The organism is Saccharopolyspora cebuensis, from assembly GCF_039542665.1.
Lineage (GTDB): Bacteria > Actinomycetota > Actinomycetes > Mycobacteriales > Pseudonocardiaceae > Saccharopolyspora > Saccharopolyspora cebuensis.
Map to the genome: position 1 here is coordinate 32,790 of NZ_BAABII010000025.1, position 19,676 is coordinate 52,465.

The 19,676-nt window shown below is 67.4% G+C and carries 14 protein-coding genes; 6 read left to right on the top strand and 8 right to left on the bottom strand.

Translation table 11 applies throughout. The features are described 5' to 3' along the window. Window positions 1–122 precede the first annotated feature (122 nt). The 5 genes from ABD976_RS28075 to ABD976_RS28095 all read left to right on the top strand — a co-directional run bounded on the left by ABD976_RS28075 (window position 123) and on the right by ABD976_RS28095 (window position 10,329). Window positions 123–2,153 carry an N-6 DNA methylase gene (locus ABD976_RS28075; protein WP_345368083.1) on the top strand — a complete coding sequence of 677 codons (2,031 nt, stop codon included), beginning with the start codon at window positions 123–125 and terminating at the stop codon, window positions 2,151–2,153. 71 nt (window positions 2,154–2,224) lie between these two features. Beyond that, entirely contained in the window at window positions 2,225–4,204 is a 1,980-nt protein-coding gene (locus tag ABD976_RS28080) for a type I restriction-modification system subunit M (RefSeq protein WP_345368084.1), read from the top strand. Next, on the top strand, window positions 4,201–5,457 hold the full coding sequence (locus tag ABD976_RS28085; RefSeq protein ID WP_345368085.1) for a restriction endonuclease subunit S: 1,257 nt from the start codon (window positions 4,201–4,203) through the stop codon (window positions 5,455–5,457). The genes ABD976_RS28080 and ABD976_RS28085 overlap by 4 nt, the downstream gene beginning before the upstream one ends. 6 nt (window positions 5,458–5,463) lie before the next feature. Beyond that, window positions 5,464–8,646, top strand: coding sequence for a type I restriction endonuclease subunit R (locus ABD976_RS28090; protein ID WP_345368086.1), 3,183 nt, complete (start codon window positions 5,464–5,466; stop codon window positions 8,644–8,646). Window positions 8,647–8,706: 60 nt separating this feature from the next. Then, on the top strand, window positions 8,707–10,329 hold the full coding sequence (locus ABD976_RS28095) for a serine/threonine-protein kinase (protein WP_345368087.1): 1,623 nt from the start codon (window positions 8,707–8,709) through the stop codon (window positions 10,327–10,329). Window positions 10,330–10,591: 262 nt separating this feature from the next. Here the strand turns inward: ABD976_RS28095 and ABD976_RS28100 are convergent, their stop codons facing one another. After that, complete coding sequence (locus tag ABD976_RS28100) at window positions 10,592–10,933, bottom strand: hypothetical protein (RefSeq protein WP_345368088.1); 342 nt, start codon at window positions 10,931–10,933, stop codon at window positions 10,592–10,594. Between the two features lie 183 nt (window positions 10,934–11,116). Here ABD976_RS28100 and ABD976_RS28105 point away from each other — a divergent pair, with 183 nt between their 5' ends. Further along, complete coding sequence (locus tag ABD976_RS28105; protein WP_345368089.1) at window positions 11,117–11,263, top strand: hypothetical protein; 147 nt, start codon at window positions 11,117–11,119, stop codon at window positions 11,261–11,263. 128 nt (window positions 11,264–11,391) lie between these two features. Here ABD976_RS28105 and ABD976_RS28110 read toward each other — a convergent pair whose 3' ends face one another. The 7 genes from ABD976_RS28110 to casA form a co-directional block, all read right to left on the bottom strand. Next, window positions 11,392–13,452 carry an NACHT domain-containing protein gene (locus ABD976_RS28110; RefSeq protein WP_345368090.1) on the bottom strand — a complete coding sequence of 687 codons (2,061 nt, stop codon included), beginning with the start codon at window positions 13,450–13,452 and terminating at the stop codon, window positions 11,392–11,394. A gap of 395 nt (window positions 13,453–13,847) precedes the next feature. Beyond that, window positions 13,848–14,831: a type I-E CRISPR-associated endonuclease Cas1e gene (gene cas1e, locus ABD976_RS28115; protein ID WP_345368091.1), complete on the bottom strand. Its 984-nt coding sequence runs from the start codon at window positions 14,829–14,831 to the stop codon at window positions 13,848–13,850. Continuing rightward, window positions 14,828–15,514, bottom strand: coding sequence for a type I-E CRISPR-associated protein Cas6/Cse3/CasE (cas6e, locus tag ABD976_RS28120; protein WP_345368092.1), 687 nt, complete (start codon window positions 15,512–15,514; stop codon window positions 14,828–14,830). Before cas6e ends, cas1e begins: the two co-directional genes overlap by 4 nt. Beyond that, window positions 15,511–16,257, bottom strand: a complete 747-nt coding sequence (cas5e, locus tag ABD976_RS28125; protein ID WP_345368093.1) for a type I-E CRISPR-associated protein Cas5/CasD — start codon at window positions 16,255–16,257, stop codon at window positions 15,511–15,513. The genes cas6e and cas5e overlap by 4 nt, the downstream gene beginning before the upstream one ends. Then, window positions 16,254–17,432: a type I-E CRISPR-associated protein Cas7/Cse4/CasC gene (gene cas7e, locus ABD976_RS28130; RefSeq protein WP_345368094.1), complete on the bottom strand. Its 1,179-nt coding sequence runs from the start codon at window positions 17,430–17,432 to the stop codon at window positions 16,254–16,256. The genes cas5e and cas7e overlap by 4 nt, the downstream gene beginning before the upstream one ends. Beyond that, window positions 17,429–18,061, bottom strand: a complete 633-nt coding sequence (gene casB / locus ABD976_RS28135) for a type I-E CRISPR-associated protein Cse2/CasB (RefSeq protein ID WP_345368095.1) — start codon at window positions 18,059–18,061, stop codon at window positions 17,429–17,431. Before casB ends, cas7e begins: the two co-directional genes overlap by 4 nt. Continuing rightward, window positions 18,054–19,634: a type I-E CRISPR-associated protein Cse1/CasA gene (gene casA / locus ABD976_RS28140; protein ID WP_345368096.1), complete on the bottom strand. Its 1,581-nt coding sequence runs from the start codon at window positions 19,632–19,634 to the stop codon at window positions 18,054–18,056. Before casA ends, casB begins: the two co-directional genes overlap by 8 nt. Window positions 19,635–19,676: the final 42 nt, after the last annotated feature.

Sequence of the window (19,676 nt, forward strand, 5' to 3'; positions counted from 1 at the left end):
GGCGTGGCTCGCCAACCCGAAAGCAGGGTCAGGACGCGCATTGAAAGCAGCGTCAAACGTGTTTACATCTGAGTTCGGTGATGTATGGTTCAGGGCATGCGAAGAACCGCGGAGCGTGCGCCGTGACCCGGGCCGAGGTGACCTCCGCCGAGATCTCCCGGATGGCCGGGGTCACCCGTGCCACGGTGAGCAACTGGCGGCGGCGACACCCCGACTTCCCGGCACCGACCGGCGGCACCGACACCAGCCCCGCCTACGACCTCGCGGCGGTGCGGGACTGGCTGGCGGCGCGCGGCCAGCTGCCGGAGCTGTCCCCGCCCGAGGAACTGCGCGCGGCGCTGCTCCAGGCACCGGGCGGGGCAGCTGCCCTGCTGCCGCTCGTCCCGCCGCTCGCACGGCTGGAGCACGGCCGGCTCCGCGAGCTGTGCGAGTTGCACGACCAGGAGCTCGTTGAGGCGACCTCTCAGCGCCTGGACGTGACCCCCGCGGGGGCCGCTCCGGAGACGGTGCGCGCGCTGCTACGCTGCGTGACCGAGGAGAGTGCCGAAGCCACGCTCGTGGTGTTCCAGGAGGTGCTTGGTGCCGATTCGGCGCACACCACTCCGAGACCCGTCGTCGATCTGATGGCCGGTCTCCTCCTCGAGCCGAGGACCGTGTTCGACCCGGCGTGCGGGTCGGGTGGCCTGCTGTCGGCAGCGGCGCGCCGCGGGGCCACCCGGTTGTTCGGGCAGGACGTCGTCGCGGCGCAGACCGCGCTGGCCGAGGTTCGCATCCCTGTCGAGGCCCCGGACGCGGACCTCGTCGAGGTGGTCGCTGCCGACAGCCTCCGGCAGGACGCGTTCGCGGATCTGCGGGTGGATGCGGCGCTGTGCAACCCACCGTTCGGGGTCCGCGACTGGGGGCATGACGACCTCGCCTACGACCCGCGCTGGGCCTACGGCCTCCCGCCGAGGTCGGAATCCGAGCTGGCATGGGTGCAGCACTGCCTGGCGCACGTGGAACCGGGCGGTCGCGCGGTGGTGCTGATGCCACCGGGCGCGGCCGAACGGGCCTCGGGACGCCGGGTCCGCGCGGAGCTGATCCGCCACGGCGCCTTGCGCGCGGTCATCGGGCTCCCGCCCGGGGCCGCGCCGCCCCCGCACCTGGGCCTGCACCTGTGGGTCTTGACCCGACCGGACGAGACCGCGGACTCCAGCGAGTCGGTGCTGTTCATCGATGCGTCCGCCGGCGAGATGTCCCACGAGCGGATCGTGGAGCTGTGGCGGGATTTCGACGAGGCCGAAGAGCGCTTCGAGCCGGTCGCTGGCCTGGCGCAGCGGTCGTCGGTCGTCGACCTGCTCGACGCCACGGTCGACATCACCCCGGCCCGCCGCGTCCACGCCGGTGTGGTGGCGACCCCGGAGGAGCAGGCCGGGCGCGCCGAGGAACTGCGCGAACAGCTGGCTCGCGCGTGCGCCGGGCTGGCCGAGCTGGCGGATGCGGTGCGCATCGGTGGCGACGCCGCGCAGCCGGGCTCGCTGTCGTGGGCGGTGGCGGAGCCGGAACCGCGGCGCAGCGCGACCGTGGCGGACTTGTTGCGCGGTGGGGCGCTCACCCTGCACCGGGCAGCACCGGTCCGTCGAGGCGGGACCTCGCCAAACGCGGACCCGGCCCTGGACGATCGGCCAGTGCTGACCGTGAGCGAGCTCCGCGGGGACACCCGCGCCTCGGGCTCGCCGCGGGACAGGCCGACCGAGCCCATCACGATCGAAGGCGGGGACGTCATCATGCCCGAGACGCTGCACGGCCTGCGCAGCGTGCCCGCCCGCGTGGCCGACGCCGAGGACGCCGGCAAGCTCCTGGGCCCGCACCTGTTCCTGCTCCGCCCCGACCCCGAGCGGCTCGATCCGTGGTTTCTGGCCGGGTTCCTGTCCGCCGAGGACAACACGCACCGCGCGACCACGGGCACGTCGATCGTGCGGCTGGACGTCAAGCGCCTGCGCGTGCCGCTGGTGCCGCCGCAGGGCCAGCGGAGTTACGGCCAGGCGTTCCAGCACCTGTTCCGGCTCCGGCAGGCGGCGGCGCTCGCCGACGCGCTCGCCGAGGAGACCGCGCGGCAGTGGACGACCGGGTTGACCAGCGGAGCCCTTCTGCCGCCCGACGCGAACGGCTGACCAGCACGCCTCCGGTAACGGCTGGAGGCCCGCACCATGCTCTCCGCAACGAACGAGGACCGAGGGAAGCGTTGAACACCAACAAGCACACGGAGCTGGCCAACCACGCGTGGTCCGTCGCCGATCTGCTGCGCGGCGACTACAAGCAGTCCGACTACGGGAAGGTGATCCTGCCGTTCACGGTGCTGCGCAGGCTCGAATGCGTGCTGGCACCGACCCGCGACGAGGTGCTGGAGACCGCGCGGACGCTGAACCAGGACTACGACCCGGAGAAGTTCCTGCGCCGGGCCTCGGGGCACAGCTTCTACAACACCACCGCCTACACCCTGGACTCCATCGCCAACGACTCCTCGCACGTGGCGCAGCACCTCAAGCAGTACGTCGGCGGGTTCTCCTCGAACGCGGCGACGGTGTTCGAGCACTTCGAGTTCATGCGGCAGATCGAGCGGCTCGACGGCGCGAACCTGCTGTACCAGGTCGTGGGCAAGTTCGCCGACCTCGACGTGCGGCCGGAGGTGGTGTCCAACCACCAGATGGGCTACATCTTCGAGGAGCTGATCCGGCGCTTCGCCGAGCAGTCGAACGAGACCGCGGGTGAGCACTTCACGCCGCGCGAGGTCATCGAGCTGATGGTGAACCTGCTCATCGCCCCGGACGAGGACGCGTTGAGCACGCCCGGCGCGGGGCGCAAGGTGCTGGACCCGGCCTGCGGCACGGGCGGGATGCTCAGCGCCGCCCACGAGCACATCACCTCGATGAACCCGGACGCCACCGTCGAGGTCTACGGCCAGGAGATGAACCCGGAGTCGTGGGCGATCTGCCGGTCCGACCTGATGATCAAGGGGCAGAGCCCGGAGAACATCGCGTTCGGCAACTCCTTCAGCGACGACGGGCACTACCGCCAGACCTTCGACTACCTGCTGGCCAACCCGCCGTTCGGCGTGGAGTGGAAGAAGGTCAAGGACGAGGTCGAAGGGGAGCTGGAGCGGCTCGGCGAGGGCAGCCGCTTCTGGCCCGCGCTGCCGCGCATCAACGACGGCTCGCTGCTGTTCCTCCAGCACATGCTCTCGAAGATGAAGCCGACCGACAAAGGTGGCAGCCGGGTCGCGATCGTGTTCAACGGCTCGCCGCTGTTCACCGGCGCGGCCGGCTCCGGCGAGTCGCGGATCCGCCAGCACATCCTGGAGAACGACTGGCTGGAGGGCATCGTCGCGCTGCCGGACCAGCTGTTCTACAACACCGGCATCTCCACGTACTTCTGGATCCTGAGCAACCGCAAGCGCCCCGAGTACCGGGGCAAGGTGGTGCTGCTCGACGCCCGCGACCACTGGCACAAGATGCGCAAGTCGCTGGGCGACAAGCGCAAGTACGTCACCGTCGACCAGATTGCCGAGATCACCCGGCTGTGGGGCGAGGCCCTGGAAGTCGCCGGCGACGAGGACCACCCGCTGCACGGCAAGGTCAAGATCTTCGACAACCGCGACTTCGGCTACCACCGCATCACCGTCGAACGGCCGCTGAAGCTGCGCTTCGAGATCACCGAGGACACCCTCGCGGCACTCGGCGAGGCCAGGCCGGTGCGCAAGCTCGACGACCCCGAGGGCTTCGTGTCCGCGCTGCGCCCGCTGCTCGGCAAGACCTGGTGGGCCAAGGACGAAGCCGTGCTCGCGATCAAGGACGCGGTGGTCGAAGCCGGAACGACCTGGCCCACCGGCGCCCCGTTCGGCAAGGCCCTGCGCGAGGCCGTCGGCGTGCGCGACCCGGAGGGCGAGGTGCAGACCGCCAAGGGCGCACCCGAACCCGACACCGAACTCCGCGACTACGAGAACGTCCCCCTCGACGAGGACGTCGAGGAGTACCTCAAACGGGAAGTCCTCCCCCACGTCCCCGACGCCTGGATCGACCACAGCAAGACCAAAGTGGGCTACGAAATCCCGTTCACCCGGCACTTCTACGTCTACGAACCACCGAGGCCGCTGGCCGAGATCGACGCCGAGCTGAAGGCGCTGGAAGCCGAGATCCAGCAGCTCCTCGGGGAGGTGACGGAGTGAGCTTCGTTTTTCCAGGGCTGCCGGACCACTGGCAGAAGACGCGCCTCGATAGGGTCGCTACGGTCAATGCCAGGATCGGCTGGAAGGCGCTGACTGCTTCCGAGTACCAGCCGGAAGGATACGCGTTCCTAGCTACCCCGAACATCAAGGGCGCGGAGATTGACTTCGAGAACGTCAACTACATCTCCGAATATAGATATCTGGAGTCGCCCGAACTCCAGTTGACGGAGGGCGATGTCCTCCTCGCAAAGGACGGAAACACACTAGGGGTCGTCAATGTGACGAGGGGCATTCCTCGGCCTGCCACGGTAAACGGATCGATTGCCGTGCTACGCAGCCACGGAATCAATTCGAGGTTCCTTCGATACGTCATCGCCAGCTCACCAATTCAAGGCCATATCGGGTCCGTCAAGGACGGGATGGGGGTGCCACACCTATTCCAGCGGGACATCAAGCAATTCCCGGTGCCGTTGCCCCCACTGGAGGAGCAACGCCGCATCGCCGACTTCCTCGACGCCGAGACCGCCCGCATCGACAAGCTAGTTGGTCTACGGAAACGCCAGATGGCGTTGATAGATGAGCGCTACGAATCTGCGTTGGAGCGTGAGTTCAACGCTGATTCGTCCCGAGAGACCCGGCTAAAGTACCTACTTGCAATGCGACCGAGGTATGGCGTTCTTGTTCCGTCTTTTGTCGATGAGGGAGTCCCGCTTATCCGTGTAAATGATCTACTTGACCTTGCTGGACGGTCGGAGGGGATGCTTCGTATTCCCGGGGAGCTGTCTGCGCAGTATTCGAGGACGGTGACTCGTGAAGGCGATGTCCTGCTAAGCGTTGTCGGGACGCTGGGGAGATCGGCCATAGTTCCGGGCGAGCTTGCGAGCGCGAATGTAAACCGTGCTATCGCGGTGCTTCGCCCCTTGAGTGAAGTTTCAAATGAGTTGCTCGCGATATGGCTGACTACGAGATCGTTTATCCGTCAGGCTCTGGATGCAACTGCCTCCGACACAGCGCAACGCACGCTAGGAATGGAAGATCTTTCCAATTTTCGGTTGCCATGGCCCGATCGCGCGGCTGATCTGAAACGGCTATATGCAGCTGTTCGTGCTGCAAGTGATCGGCGATCCAAACTTTCGAAAGTCTTTCAACGGCAGGTCACGCTGCTGGAAGAACGCCGCCAGGCTCTGATCACCGCCGCCGTAACCGGTCAGATCGACGTTTCCACTGCGAGTGGACGAGGGATCGAGGAGTAGTCAGCCATGAGCCCGGTACATCACGAGGCCGTGTTCGGCACCGCGATCGTGGACGCGATGCGGGAGCGGGGCTGGGAGCTCGGCAGCGCCGACGACTACGCCCCCGAGTTGGGGCTGGACACCGCGCAGCTGTTCACCTTCATCGGCGCCACCCAGGCCCGCAAGTGGGACGAGCTCCTCGGCTACTACGGCGGTGACGCGGACGCGGCCCAGCGCGGGTTCGCGAAGCGCGTCGCGAAGGCCATCGACGACGAGGGCGTGCTCGAAGTCCTGCGCAAGGGCGTGAAGGACCGGAGCGTCCGCTTCCAGCTGGCCTACTTCAAGCCGTCGCTGGTGCTGGACGACGCGGTCCTCGACGACTACCGGGCCAACCGGCTCACGGTGGTCCGCGAGCTCAAGTACGCCGCCAAGCAGGCCGACAAGGACAACCGGCTCGACCTCGCGCTGTTCCTCAACGGCATCCCAGTGGCCACCGCGGAGCTGAAGAACCCGCTGACCGGGCAGGGCGTCGAGCACGCCAAGGAGCAGTACCGCACCGAACGCGACCCCACCGAGCTCCTGTTCACCCGCCGGGTGGTGGCCAACTTCGCGGTCGACCCGGACCTGGTGTTCGTGGCCACCGAGCTGCGCGGGGCGAAGACCCGGTTCCTGCCGTTCAACACCGGTTCCGAAGGACCTGGCAAGCCGGGCGGGGCGGGCAACCCGTCCGCGGTCGAGTTCGGCAAGTACGCCACCTCGTACCTGTGGGAGCAGGTGTGGCAGCCGGACAACTGGCTGGACCTGCTGGAACGGTTCGTGCACCTGCACAAGGAGAAGGGCGCCCACGGCAGGTCGACGAAGAAGGTCATCTTCCCGCGGTTCCAGCAGTGGGACGCGGTGAAGAAGCTGACCGCGCACGCCGCCCGCCACGGCGCCGGGCACAACTACCTCGTGATGGCCTCGGCCGGGTCGGGCAAGTCCAACACCATCGCTTGGCTCGCCCACCGGCTCTCCTCGCTGCACACGCCCACCGACCCGGACGAGCTCGACCCGGACGCGGCGGCGGGCGGGCTCCAGCCCGGCACGTCGGTGTTCGACAAGGTCGTCATCATCACCGACCGCCGGAACCTCGACGCCCAGCTGCGCGACACCGTCGGCAGCTTCGAGCGGACCGCGGGCCTGGTGGTCGCGATCGACGAGAAGCACGGGGCCAAGTCCGCGCAGCTCGCGCGGGCGTTGTCGCAGGAGACCGGCAAGATCGTCACGGTCACCTTGCACACCTTTCCCGCCCTGCTGGACTACCTCGGGCAGAACCCGACCGAGATCAAGGGCTCGCGGTTCGCGATCGTCGTCGACGAGGCCCACTCCTCCCAGTCCGGGGACGCGGCCACCGACGTGCGCAAGGTGCTGCGCGATCTCGGGCTCGACGCCGACGACGACACCGGCGAACAAGGCGCGACCTCGACCGAGGCGAAGCTGAAGAAGAAGGCCGCCGACCGGGGCCAGGGCGCGAACCTGTCCTACTTCGCGTTCACCGCCACCCCGAAGGCCAAGACCCTGGAAACCTTCGGCACGCTCGTCGAGCACGAGGGCGAACCGACCCACGTCCCGTTCCACACCTACTCGATGCGGCAGGCCATCGAGGAAGGCTTCATCCTCGACCCGCTGCGCAACTACGTCACCTACGGCACCTACTGGAAGCTGGTCAACAACAACCCCGACGACCGTGAGGTCGACCCGGTCAAGGCGAACCCGGCGCTGGCGCGGGCCGCGGTCACCCACCCCTCGACGGTGTCGCAGCACGCGCAGGTCATCGTCGAGCACTTCCGCACCCACACCCTCGGACGGCTCGGCGGGCGGGCCAAGGCGATGGTGGTCACCGCCTCCCGGCTAAGCGCGGTGCAGATGTCCCGAGCCATCAAGGAGTACGTCGCGCGCCTGCGCGAGGAGGGCCGGCTCCGGGAGGACGTCGGCGTGCTGGTGGCCTTCTCCGGGACCGTGCACCACGAGGGCGAGGAGATCACCGAGCCCGGGGAGAACGGCGTCCTGGAGGGCGCGCTGCCCAAGGCCTTCGCCTACACCCGCGCCGACGACAAGGCCACCCAGCACGGCGGGGCCGGGCAGCACGAGTACCGGATCCTGGTGGTGGCCGAGAAGTACCAGACCGGGTTCGACCAGCCGCTGCTGACCACGATGTACGTCAACAAGAAGCTCGGCGGCATCGGCGCGGTGCAGACGCTGTCCCGGCTCAACCGGACCTCCGACCGCAAGACCCAGAACGACTTGGCGGTGCTGGACTTCGTCAACGATGCCGGCGAGATCCAGGACGCGTTCCGGCCGTACTTCGAGGAGGCCGTGACGCTGCCGTCGGACCCGAACCTGCTCTACACCGCGCAGAGCAAGGTGATGGCACCGGACGTCATCGTCGACGCCGAGATGCGCACCTTCGCCGAGGCGCTGCTGGCCGCGGAGGAGGCGGCGGCCGGCAGCCCGGCGAAGTGGGCGCGGCTGCACGCCGAGCTCTACCGCCACACCGAGCCGGCCGTCGAACGGTTCACCGCGCTGCTCGAAGACCCCGAGGAGCGGGCGGTGGCCGAGCAGTTCCGCAGCGACCTGGGCGACTTCGCCCGCAAGTACAGCTTCATGGCCCAGATCGTGCCGTACGCCGACGAGGAGCTGGAGCAGCTGTACCTGTTCGGACGGCACCTGCTCAACCGGTTGCCCAGCGGTGGTGATGGCGGCGTCGACATCGGCGAAGTGGACCTGAGCCACCTGCGCGTCGAGCGGACCGGGGAGCACGACCTCAGCCTGAGCCCCGAGGGGCCTGCGATGATGCCGGGCTTCGGCGACGGCTCGGGGGCGGGCAAGGACCGGGACACCTCGCTGCTGTCCGAGCTCATCGACAGGTTCAACGACAAGCACGGCACCGAATTCACCGAAGCCGACGTGGCCAAGCCGTTCCAGGAGACCGTCGACGACCCCAAGGTCCGGCTGGCCGCGGTGGCCAACAACGACGAGGACAACTTCGGGATCGTCTTCGACGACGTCTTCGAGGACAAGATGATGGACCACATCGACACCATCGCCGACCTCGGCAGGCAGTACTTCGGCCCCGAGAAGGCCTTCAAGGACTCGCTCAACCGCAGTGCCCGCAGCGCGGCCTGGCGGTTGATCCGCAAGCAGGAGGGCATCGTCGACGACGTGGCGTAGTGATCACGAGTGCATCGCTCTCGGGCCGAGCGGTGGACGCACCGATCGCACCACGGGATCATGGAGCACCGACGGTGGCGGTGCGGACGGGGAGGGCGCGTGCAGGCGGACGCGGTCGGCGGTCGCTACGAGCTGCGGGACGAAATCGGCTCCGGCGGGATGGGCACGGTCTGGCGGGCCTTCGACGTCGTGCTCGATCGGGAAGTCGCCGTCAAGCGGATCAGTCCGGAGTCCGTCGCTTCCGGCACCGCGATCGACGTGCTCGCCGACCGGTTCCAGCGCGAAGCCCGCATCACCGCGCGCATCCACCACCACGGCGTACCCCAGGTCTACGATGCAGGTCTGGACCGCGCGGCCGACGAGCTGTACCTGGTGATGGAACTGGTGCGCGGCGCACCGCTGCACGCGTTCATCGATCCGGACGAGCCACTGCCCGTGAGCTGGGCCGCGGCGTTCGCCGCGCAGATCTGCACCGCGCTGTCCCACGCGCATTCCGTGCCGGTCGTGCACCGGGACCTGAAACCGGCAAACGTTCTGGTCACCGATGAGGGCGCGGTCAAGGTGCTCGACTTCGGCATCGCCGCGGTCCTGCAATCCGATGTCACCCGGCTGACCGCGACCGGCACGCCCATGGGCACCAGCCGGTACATGTCGCCGGAACAGGTGCAGGGTGCGCGCGTCACCCCGCACAGCGACCTCTACGCGCTCGGATGCGTGCTGCACGAGCTGTTGTGCGGCCATCCGGTGTTCGACGGGGACAACGACTTCGCGCGGATGTACCACCACGTGACCACCGAACCGACCCCGCTCCGGGAAGTCCGAGCGGAGGTCCCGGTCGAGCTGGAACGCCTGGTGCTCGATCTGCTGGCCAAGGCACCCGACCAGCGACCGACCGATGCCTACGAGGTCTACGAACGGCTGCTGCCGTTCCTCCCCGTGCCGGGAGAGCAGCCGGAGGCCGCGGGCACGATCACCGACGCGATGCCCGATCCCACCCTCGTGTTCCGGCGCCCCAACGCTCCGCGGCGACCTTCCGAGTCCCGGCCCACCTTGGAACGCCCCACCGCGGAAGAATCATCGGCCTCGGCCGCGCGTGCACCCCGCACCGGCCTGCGCGAGGCGATCCGCGACGCGTTCGAGCGGTCCACGGCACTGCTGAAGGAAGCGCGCTACGCCCAGGCAGCCGACGTCCTGGCGGCTGCGATCCACCCGGCCGCGGAGGTGCTCGGCGCGGAGAACCCGCACGTCCTGAGACTCCGGTCGCGCCGCGCGGCGGCCATGGTGATCGGCGGTGACTACCGCGAGGCACTGCCCGAGTTCGACGCCCTCGAAGCCGCCTACTCCCGCACTGCTGGCCCGGCGAGCGACAACGCAGTGCAGTGCCTGCTCCAGGCGGCCTACTGCCGAGCAGAGCTCGGCCAGACGCCCCAAGCCCTGCAGCAGTTCAACGACGTGCTCGACCGGATCCGCGACGCGGAGGGCGACGCGTCCGAGACGGCGCAAACGGTGCGCCTCGACATCGGCAAACTCCACCTCGCGGAGAACAACCTGACCGATGCGCACCGAACGCTGCGGGCCCTGCACGATGACCTACTCCTCCTGCGGGGACGGGAACACGAACTCACCCAGGAAGTCGCCGTGCTGCTCGACCGGATCCGCCGAACCGGCCAGCTGGACGACTAGTTCGCAGTAGCGGTGAGCGCAGCGGCGAGAACGGAAAGGTTGCCCCGTTCGCCGGACACATCGGGTGCCGGGTAAGACGCCACGGTGCCGCGGTCGCGTGCTGCTGGCCTGCGACCTCAGCAGCCCGGCCCATGATGCACCCCGCGCTCAACTACCTAGGCCGCCACCAACCCTTACAGGAGACCAGCCCGCCCATCCGCGGACTTGCGCTGCTCTTCCATCCATCCTCCGCACACCAATACACCAGTCCACCGAGGCGGTCCTACACTTCTTCAGCGCGCTGATTGCCCTTGTCAGTGTTGTCGAACCAGACAACAACATTGTCAACGAAATTCCAGCCAACGGAATCAATATTGCCGACCACGCGAGCTGCTGCGTCGGCCGGTGGATCCTTCCATGGCTCGAATCCCGAGTTCCCGATCTCGCCGGGGACCATCCACTCCCCAACGATGAGCTCGTGGATCAAAGCGGTAGCCAACGTCCGAGCACCCTGCTGATCACCAAGCCTACGCTCCTCTGCCAACCGGACAATGCTGACCAGCATTACCCAGTCATCGAGTCCTTCCTCGAGGATCTCATCAACGGGATCGTTAATTTCATTCATTCTAGGTGCTCCTTCATCGATTTGCCGACTGCGGGGTAAAAATCAAAATCGACCCGACCGGACGACCCGGTCCACACACTGGACTCGCTTCCATTGTCCAATTCATTGACTTCTGGCTCCTTATCCTCGGGTGGCACTGTTTCGGCGCCACTCCCCTTGTCAAATAGTTCTCGGATTTCGCTCTTGATCATCGGCACGCGATCGTTTTTGCCTTTTTCGGGACCGAAAGACCTTGAGCCTCTCGCCTTTGGTGCAGCGACCTCGATGTTGATTCGCCAGAAAATGGAGATACGCGAGCAGGTATTTTCCCTTGCGAAAGTAGTCGAGTGAACACCAAGGAGATGATCGTGTATTTGCACTATTCGACGCGAAAGCGATAGCCGGCTACGTCGGTTCGACAAAGAATCTTAACGTTCACCTGAAGGCGCGTGCGCGACGGAAGCCAAAAGGAAATGCCGCTAGCCATGAAGTAGCCGGTCATGCAGGCGGGCATGGCGAAACTGATACACCGTGCCGGATTGACGGAAGACTTGGCGTTCACGGCCATCATCGAGGAATCGCATGAGCCGCAACGGCAAGCGTCCTCGCAGCCATAACCACAGGCGCGCTACAACAAAGTTCCACCACGCGGAGTCCAGCAAAAAACCTGTTCCTATGGTGGCGCCAATCCCGGGCATCACGACCCAGTCGGAAAAGCTAAAATGACTGACCGAATAACTGCCAGAGGGGTCTGAATGCGCGATGACCACATCGATGAAAATGAGCAACGCAGGGAAGGCAGCCATAGCAACCGGAAACGCGAAAAACACCAATAACGCGACAGACTTGTCGCTTTGGAGCAATTTTCTCGGGTTGGTCACGTCCAAATCAGCGACCGGACTCCACAAACCACGAGTAATGCGCATCCAAAGCTTTCCAATAGGCCAACCAACGAATCGCCTAACCTTCGGCGGCAACCAGGGCAGAACCGAAAGCGAAAATGTCGGCAACAGCAAGAGTATCGTAAGCACCCACGACGGCATAAACGCGACCGACGCAATTAACAGCCAAAGCGAAAACGTCACCAGGAGAACTATCCGAACCAAACCGCGCAGTAGAGAAATTCGCGACGACGTAGAGCCTCGGCTCGGTCGAGCAAGTATTCGGTGGGGTGATTTTGGCCGACGGGACCTAATTACCGACCAAGCCGACAAACCGTATGCAGAAAAAATGGTAAGCCCAAGTGAAGCTTTCAAATAGTCCGGACCGACGTTCCCGTCAGCAAATCCGAGCGCCAGCAAAGGAAAGAGAATAAGTGTGGTCAGAGCTCCACCTGCGACACCGAACACAAATCTCGGCACGGCGTATTTCAGTTGCCACCACGCGAAATCCCGGGTATTGAGCCAGTATAGGTGGTGAGCGATGAAGGTCGACCACATGACGGCTCTCCCAGGTTCATACCCTACCTTCTTAGAATTGGGACCCGGCGTCGCTGGGGCCAGAAAGTCTTCGTACGAGGAGGGCACGGCAGCGCCGAGCAGAAAGTGCTCAACGGACCATCCTGTGCTGAGACGACCAGTGTCTAGTAGCTCTGCAGGGGACGATGCCGAGCGAGCGTAGATCGTTCTGGCCAGAGAGATGATCAAGGGACTGCTGAATGCCTCGGCGACCGGACCAGTCTCTGCCCTGATCTGGTCATAAACCGGTTCCCATTGATGAGCCCGGAACGGTGGCGTGCCTGCATGCAAATAAGCGACTGCAGCTTCAGGTACCACGGGTTCTGCACGCACGATCGCTGCGGCACTTAAGACGTCGCCGGCATGCACTGCCGCTGTGTACTCCGCTGTGCGGCACGTCAGAACAAGAGGATCGTGAGCGGTCAACGATCGGTTGAGCGTGGTTAAAACCGATGCTTGCTGAATCCTTGGAACTTCATCCAGGCCGTCGAGCACGGGAATAACCTGACGTTCTGAAACAAGTGCTTCCAGCGTCTTACGGCCGAGCCGACGTATACCAGGGTACTCCTCTTCCAACCGGCGAACCAGCCAAGTATGCAAATGCTCCTGGTGTGGATCCCAGGATGCGATTGACACCATCACCGGAATGGGCTCTCGCGGTTCGACGTCCTTCAACAACGCCAATACCAGCAAGATCGCCAACGTTGTCTTTCCTGCGCCTCCGCCGCCGAGCACTACCAGGCGACGGCGCGGCAAGTTTCGAAACGACCTCGCCAATCCAGTCAAATCATCAGCGCGTCCGCAAAACGAACCCTCGATGTTGCTCGCGTGGTCCGCGATCGGTTCGCCTGTTTTTGTCCACGCCACCGCAAGTGGTGCGGGATCGAGCAGGCCTCGATGCGCGGCCTCCTCATGCCAGTGGTTCTGGACAGCACTGGCCAAGTCATGCAGGGCCAAATCGCGGGGATGCGGCATGGCCTCATGGAAGTAGACATCACCATAAAGATGACCAGCTTGAACAACGTTTTTCGCCTTCCCGCTCAAGTGGTTCCGCATCTGATCGGGCCGTGTGTCCTCGGTCATCTCTTGTCCTGGTGCGCGCTGAGTTCCGCTACCGCCCGACTTGCCAGCACGTCGGCGAAGCACCCAAAGCATAGACGATCATGTCGCTTGACTCAGCGGAATTCACTGCCTTCACCTGGAACGGCCAGCCAGCGGCTGCATGACGCCGTCGATGGCGGTAAGGCCCGGCGCACCCAGGAAGAAGGCCCAAGCGCAGTATGCGCTTCGCCTGGGCCTTCATCGTGTCGAGGTCATCCAGCACCAGATGCACCTGCAGTCCGCATCGTTACTCTCCGAGCGTGATCGATCGGCGCCCCGTGCGCTCCTACGATACCGTCCCGCCGCGGGTTAGGGAGCCGCGGACGTAGTCGGGGACGGCGGTGGTGGAGATGACCACGAGGTTGGGCATGGCCGGGTCAGTCCTCGATGAGTTCGTCGGCGTGGTTGACGCCGGCGTTGATGGGGCCGAGGTCGGGGTCCCAGAGGTGGACGAGTTCGACTTCGTCGGGTGAGTCGGCTTCGGGGTCGGCTGCTCGGGCGGGGTCGAGCAGGTGCTGGATGTCGGTGACGATGCGTGGGAGCAGCCGGTAGAGGTGGAAGTCGCGGCGCAGGCGGATGCGGGCGTCGCGGTCGGGTTGGGTGCTCTTGTTGAGGGCGAAGGCGAGCGGGATGGTGTGGTCGGCCTTGTAGAGGTCGGCGATGTCGTAAACGAAGGAGTGCTGCTTGCCGCTGTGGATGAAGCCGAGGGCCGGTGAGCAGCCGAGCGCGAGGATGGCGCTGTGGACGGTGCCGTAGAGGGCGGTGTTGGCCGCTGACAGGGCTTGGTTGACGGGGTTGAGGTCGTCCCAGTTGGCGGGGTCGTAGTTGCGGCGGAAGCCGCGGAGTTTGTGGCGTTGGGCCAGCGAGTGGTAGAGGGTCTTCATGCGTTGGCCTTCGAGGCCGCGGAGGCGTTGGAGGCTGGTGCCTTCGGGCACGGGGAGGCCGAAGCGCTTCTCGTACATGCGGGCGGCGACGGCGAGGCGGCTGGTGTCGTCGGCCCAGGCGCGGGCTTGGTGTTCGATCCAGGTGGTGGTGAGGTCGCTGGGCTGGGCGCCGGAGTAGAGGCGGACGCCACCCGCGCCGGTCCACAGCACGGTGGTGTTGTGGCGGGCGCAGGTGGCCATCGCGGGTTGGGTGGCCGAGGTGCCGGTGCCGAGCAGGAGGCAGGAGATCGCTGCGACGGGCAGGTACACGCGGGTGGTGCCCTCGTGGTTGTCGACGGTGGCGCACACGCCGGTGTCGTCCTGGTTGACGCGGACGTTCTCCAGGTAGAGGAAGGACAGCGAGTCGGCGACGCGCGGCAGCATGGCCACGGTCGGTGCGGTGAGCAGCCGTCGTGGTTGGGGCAAGCCCGTGGTCATGGGGACTCCTCGACGGCGGGGGCGAGGCTGAGCAGGCCGCAGCCGTAGGTGCGGGCGCGGCCGATGCCGGTGGTCACGGCGTGGCGCAGCTTGTCGGGATCGGTGACGATGCCGATGCCTTCGAAGCGGGTGACGCCGTGGACGGCGGAGTAGGACTCGCCGTCTTCCGTCGGGATTTTCCTGCTGCGGGTCGCGGGGCCGAGGACGTCGGATTGCGGAGTGGCGCGCACTTGGAGGGGGTGCAGGCCGGCTTCGGTGGCTTTGCGCAGCCACCACAGGTCGGCCTCGGCGCCGTGCAGGTTCGCGAGTTTCCCGCGCTTGTGGGCCGGGGCTTGGTTGCCGTGGCGTTTGGTGGCGTTGGCGTCGATGCGGTAGTGCACCCGGGCGCCGGGACGCAGCGCCTCCAGCAGCGGGGTGAGGCGGCGCTGCTGCACCTGGAGGGCGAAGCCGTCGGCGAGCGCGTGGACGCGGGGTTCGCAGGTGAGCTGGGCGAGCACTCGCAGGTCTCGGTCGGCGCGCTCGGCGCGGTAGAGCAGCCCCGCCTGGTGGCGAGGGCGCTCGCCGAGGTCGTCGGGGGCCAGGCGCATGAGTTCGCGGTGCAGGGCGTGGCCGTCGAGCTTGCCGCCGCTGCACAGGCGGCGCCGGGGGTTCACGGTGATCGCGACGAGCCAGGTGTCGGTCATGCGGTGACTCCGTGGAGGTAGTCGGCGAGTCGGCGGGTGTAGTCGGCCAAGTCGGTGACGCCGAGGGCGGCGGGCAGGTGCTCGGTGCTGCGCCAGATCGGGCGGGACCGGTAGGCGCGGTCGATGGTGGTGAACGTCGTCGGCACGTCGTGGACCTCGCTGTGCACCTCGTCCGGTGAACCGTGCGGGTGCAGGAAGTCCACCTCGACGTCGGCCGCGCCGCGCACGCGGCGGGCGAGGGGGACGCGACGCAGCTCGGCGACCGGGTCGTCGCAGGGCCGGTCAAGCAGCAGCGGCGCGTCCGGTGGGCAGGAGCGTCGCCCGAGGTACGGCTGCCAGTGCGGGCGGCGCAACCCGTCCTGGGCGCGTTCGATCACTTCGTCGGGGCCGGTGACGGCGACGGTGAACACCGCGTCGGAGAGGTACTCGCGCCAGGTCTGCACGGTGCCCTTGCCGGAGGGGCGGCCCTTGCCGTCGGCGGTGGGGACCTTCGCGCCGGGCGGCAGGCCCCCGCCGGTGGTGTGGTAGTCGATCAGACGGACGCCGGGCCGGTCCACGCGGATGGTGAACGACAGCGTCGCGAGGTCGTCGAGCGGCTCGCCGCGGCGGCGGCCGAGGGTGCACGCCAGGAGTCCGATCAACCCGGAGCGGGTCGGGAAGCCCGCGGTGTCGCGCAGGTCGAAGGTGCTGCGTTCGCCCCAGCTTTGCAACGGTCCGGCCAGGCGCAGCAGCAAGCCGCTCACCGCGCGGCCTCGGGGTAGGCGCCGGCCACCGCGGCGTGCACGAGGTCGTCGTAGGACTCGTGCCGGTCCCCGAACGCCCCCAACGGCTGGGGCTCCTCGCTGCCGAAAGCGGGTGGGGCGGCGATGTGGCCGCCGAGCAGCCGGTGGGCCTGGCCGAGAAGCCGGTTGAGGGCTTCGGCGTGGGTGTGCAGCCGCTGCACGGACGTGACCAGATGTCCCCGATTTCCCCACACGGGAGCTTCGAACGCGGTGGCCATCGACACCGGCCGGTCGTCGCGCACGGCGATGTGCACGAGGTCCGGCGGGGTGGTCGGGGCGGTGGCGGTCTGCTTCCCGGTCGGGACCGTGTTGATGAACCCGTCGAGGAATCCGGTCACGAGGCTGGCGGCGAGGTCGGTGTCGCCGTCGAGGTTGCGGGCCAGGTCGGTGAGGTTGATGTTGGCGTAGCGGTAGAAGGTGCCGGCGCTGAACATGCCGGTGTTCATGTGCCCGCTGCCGGGGATCTCCAGGGCCTTCTCGACGTCGTCGACGGCGGTGAAGAAGTCGTACTCGACCTGCGTGCCGTGCGTGGTGAAGGCGTGGGCCACCTGCACCGCGCCGTCGACGTTGGCGCCGGGCAGTTCGGCGAGCATGCGCCCGAACAGGTTGATCGTGCCGCTTCGGCGGCTCAGGATCGCGTCCACCTCGTCGGTGGGCAGCTTCGCCTTGACGTCGGTGGGCTTCTTCGCCCGCTTGGCCTCGGCGAGGATCACCTCCCGGTGCGCCGCGGCGAGCTCGGCGAGCTCATCGATCCCGGCCTCGGGCAGCAACAGCAGCACGCTGGTGGTCAGCACGACCTTGTCCGCGTCGTCCTTGTCGGACTCCAGCTTGATGCCTTTGCCGCCCGCGGAGACCGCGACCTGGATGCCCGCGGCCTCGGCCTCCGCGTCCTCCCAGCCCTGGGCCTTCAGGCGCTCGGCGACACCGCGCACCACGCGGCGGGTGCGCACGGTGCGCTCCCCGACCTGCTCCTCCACGTGCTTGCGGATCATGCGCTTCCAGCTCTGGCTGGACACCCGGGTGCGCTCGGCCCCGCCGAACACCACCGTTTTCGGCGCACCAAGATCATCTCGGTTGATGTTGGCGAACGGCAGGGCCTGGACTGCGTGGATGTCGAGGAAGGCGGGCGTGGTCATGACGGGTCCTCCGGAGTGTTCTCGTCGGGCTTGCGGGTCTGGTTCTTGTCCCGGTAGAAGTCGCGCATCCACCGCGCGGCGATGCGCTGCCGGGAGTGGTCCCAGCGGGCGAGGTCGTCGATCAGCGCGGCCCAGTCGATGGGGACACCGACGCCGCGCAGGTGGTGCACCAGCCGGGGCAGCTGGCGGTGTGCGCCGTCGGCGTCGACGCGGCACAGCAGGTGCAGCCGGGACTCCACGGTCTTCTCGGCGATCCGCTTGTCGCGGACCGCGGTCGCGCAGGACGCCCCCAGCGAAGCGGCGGCCTCGGTGTCCGCCTCTCCGTCGTCTTCGCCAGGCTCGGCGTCGGACCCGCGGGCGGCGGTGATGTCCTGCTGGCGATTGCTGGCGGGTTGAGCGCACATCATCGCCGCCACGGCCAGGAACGCTCGCTCCTCGGCGAACCGGGGCTTCTCGGGGAGGAACGCACCGATCTCCCGGTACGCGCCGAAGGTGCGCGGCTCGCCCGGGGTGTGGCCGAGTGCCGCGCGGACCGCCGCGCGCTGTGCCGGGGCGTGCAGCACCTCGCTCCCGACATGTCGCACCATCGCCGCCGCCTGCTCGCGGAGCTGTGCTGGTCGTTCACCCATGGTCTGCTCCTCGTTCCTCATCCCCTGCGTCTGCTTCGAAGCCGGTCCACAACCGGCGCCGGTGCCGCTCCAGGACCTCGACGTCGCGCGGAGTGCGCGCCGCGCTGCGCGTCACCTCGTCGTAGGCCTGGACCGCGACCTCGATGTAGCGGTTCACCACGCTCCACGGCGGCGGCACCTCGGGCTCGACGGCTTTCCAGAAGACCTTCTCCGCCGCGTCCCAGTAGCGGGCCATCCCGGTGTGCAGCCACCGCACCCCACCGTCGCGGGCCCGCGACGGCTTCGAGGCCCCGGCGAGCTCCCGCCAGGCGTAGGACAACGCGCCTCGCAGATGCCGACCGCGGTCCTCCGCCGCCTCCCTCGCTCGACGCATCCGCCCCCAGTGCTGCGGACTGACCTGCTGCCACAGCTCGGACTTCGCCGACGTCGCGCCGGCGAAGTACTGCCGGTCCTTCGCCTGGCTGCGGTCCTGGTCGAAGCCCAGCGCCTTGACCCGCAGCGTGCGCTCCTGCGCGTCCATCAGATCGCCCAGACCCTCGAACACCGCGGGCTGCTTGGCCTCGTCGTGCTCACCGAGCAGGCAGTCCAGATCCCGCCACACCGCTCGGTCCGACTGCGCCGCCTGTGGGTAGGGCGGCGCGCCGGGCTCCTTGCCCGGCCGGTAGATCAGGTACGGGTCCTGGTCGGGTCCGTGCGGGACGCGCCACGCCCAGGTGATCCGCGCGTCGGCCACCGCCTGCCCGGACTCGGTCGGCTCCAGCAGCAGGGCGTGCCGGAACCGGCCGGCCAGCAGCGCCCCGATCCCCTCACCTCCGGGCGGCACGCCCAGCGGATCGCGCAGTTCGTCCTCCCACACCGCAGGACCCGACCCCGGCGCATAGGGCACCCCGAGCAGCAATGTCTCGAACAAGCTTTCCCCGAACGGGTGGAACGACACCGTCCCCCGCAGCGGGCCCGCACCGGTATCCGCCGCGCTCTGCGCACCGACCCGGCGCGGCGTGCACCGGCCCGGGACACCGAAGTACAACCACGCCAGCATCGCGAACACCGCATCCGGCACCGGCACCGGACGGGGATCGGCGTCCACGGTGTGCGACTGCCACACGAACCCTTGACCAGCAGCCCGCCCGAGCATCAACTTGTTCACCCCGGAACTCGTCGGCTCGCCCTTGGACGTGCGGCACTGCTCCAGCAGACGCGGGTCCTGGCAGAACGGCGAACGCTCCCCCGCAGCGGTGTGGAACAGCTCGAACCGCCCCGCGTACTCCGCGAAGTACTCGCTGATCGCATCGGTGTCGAACCCGCCGCGCTCCAAGGCGGCCTCGCGCGCCTCATCCCAGTCATTGGCTTCGGACACCTTGTCCAGCTCTGTCACGCGCGCGGTAAGCACGTACAGCACCCGCAGGAGCCCGGCCAACGCCGGAGGATGCGGCACCTCCACATCCTCGATGTCCGGCGCCCGCACGAGCAGCTCGCGGAAACCCACCAGCGCATCGGGGTCAGCGGGCGCGCGGCCCGGTCGCCACCGCACCCGGCAGAACCCGCGCTCGGCCAAGTCGAAGCTCGGCGGCATCCCGCACCACTCCTCACAACGTAAGGACAAAATGGACAGTTA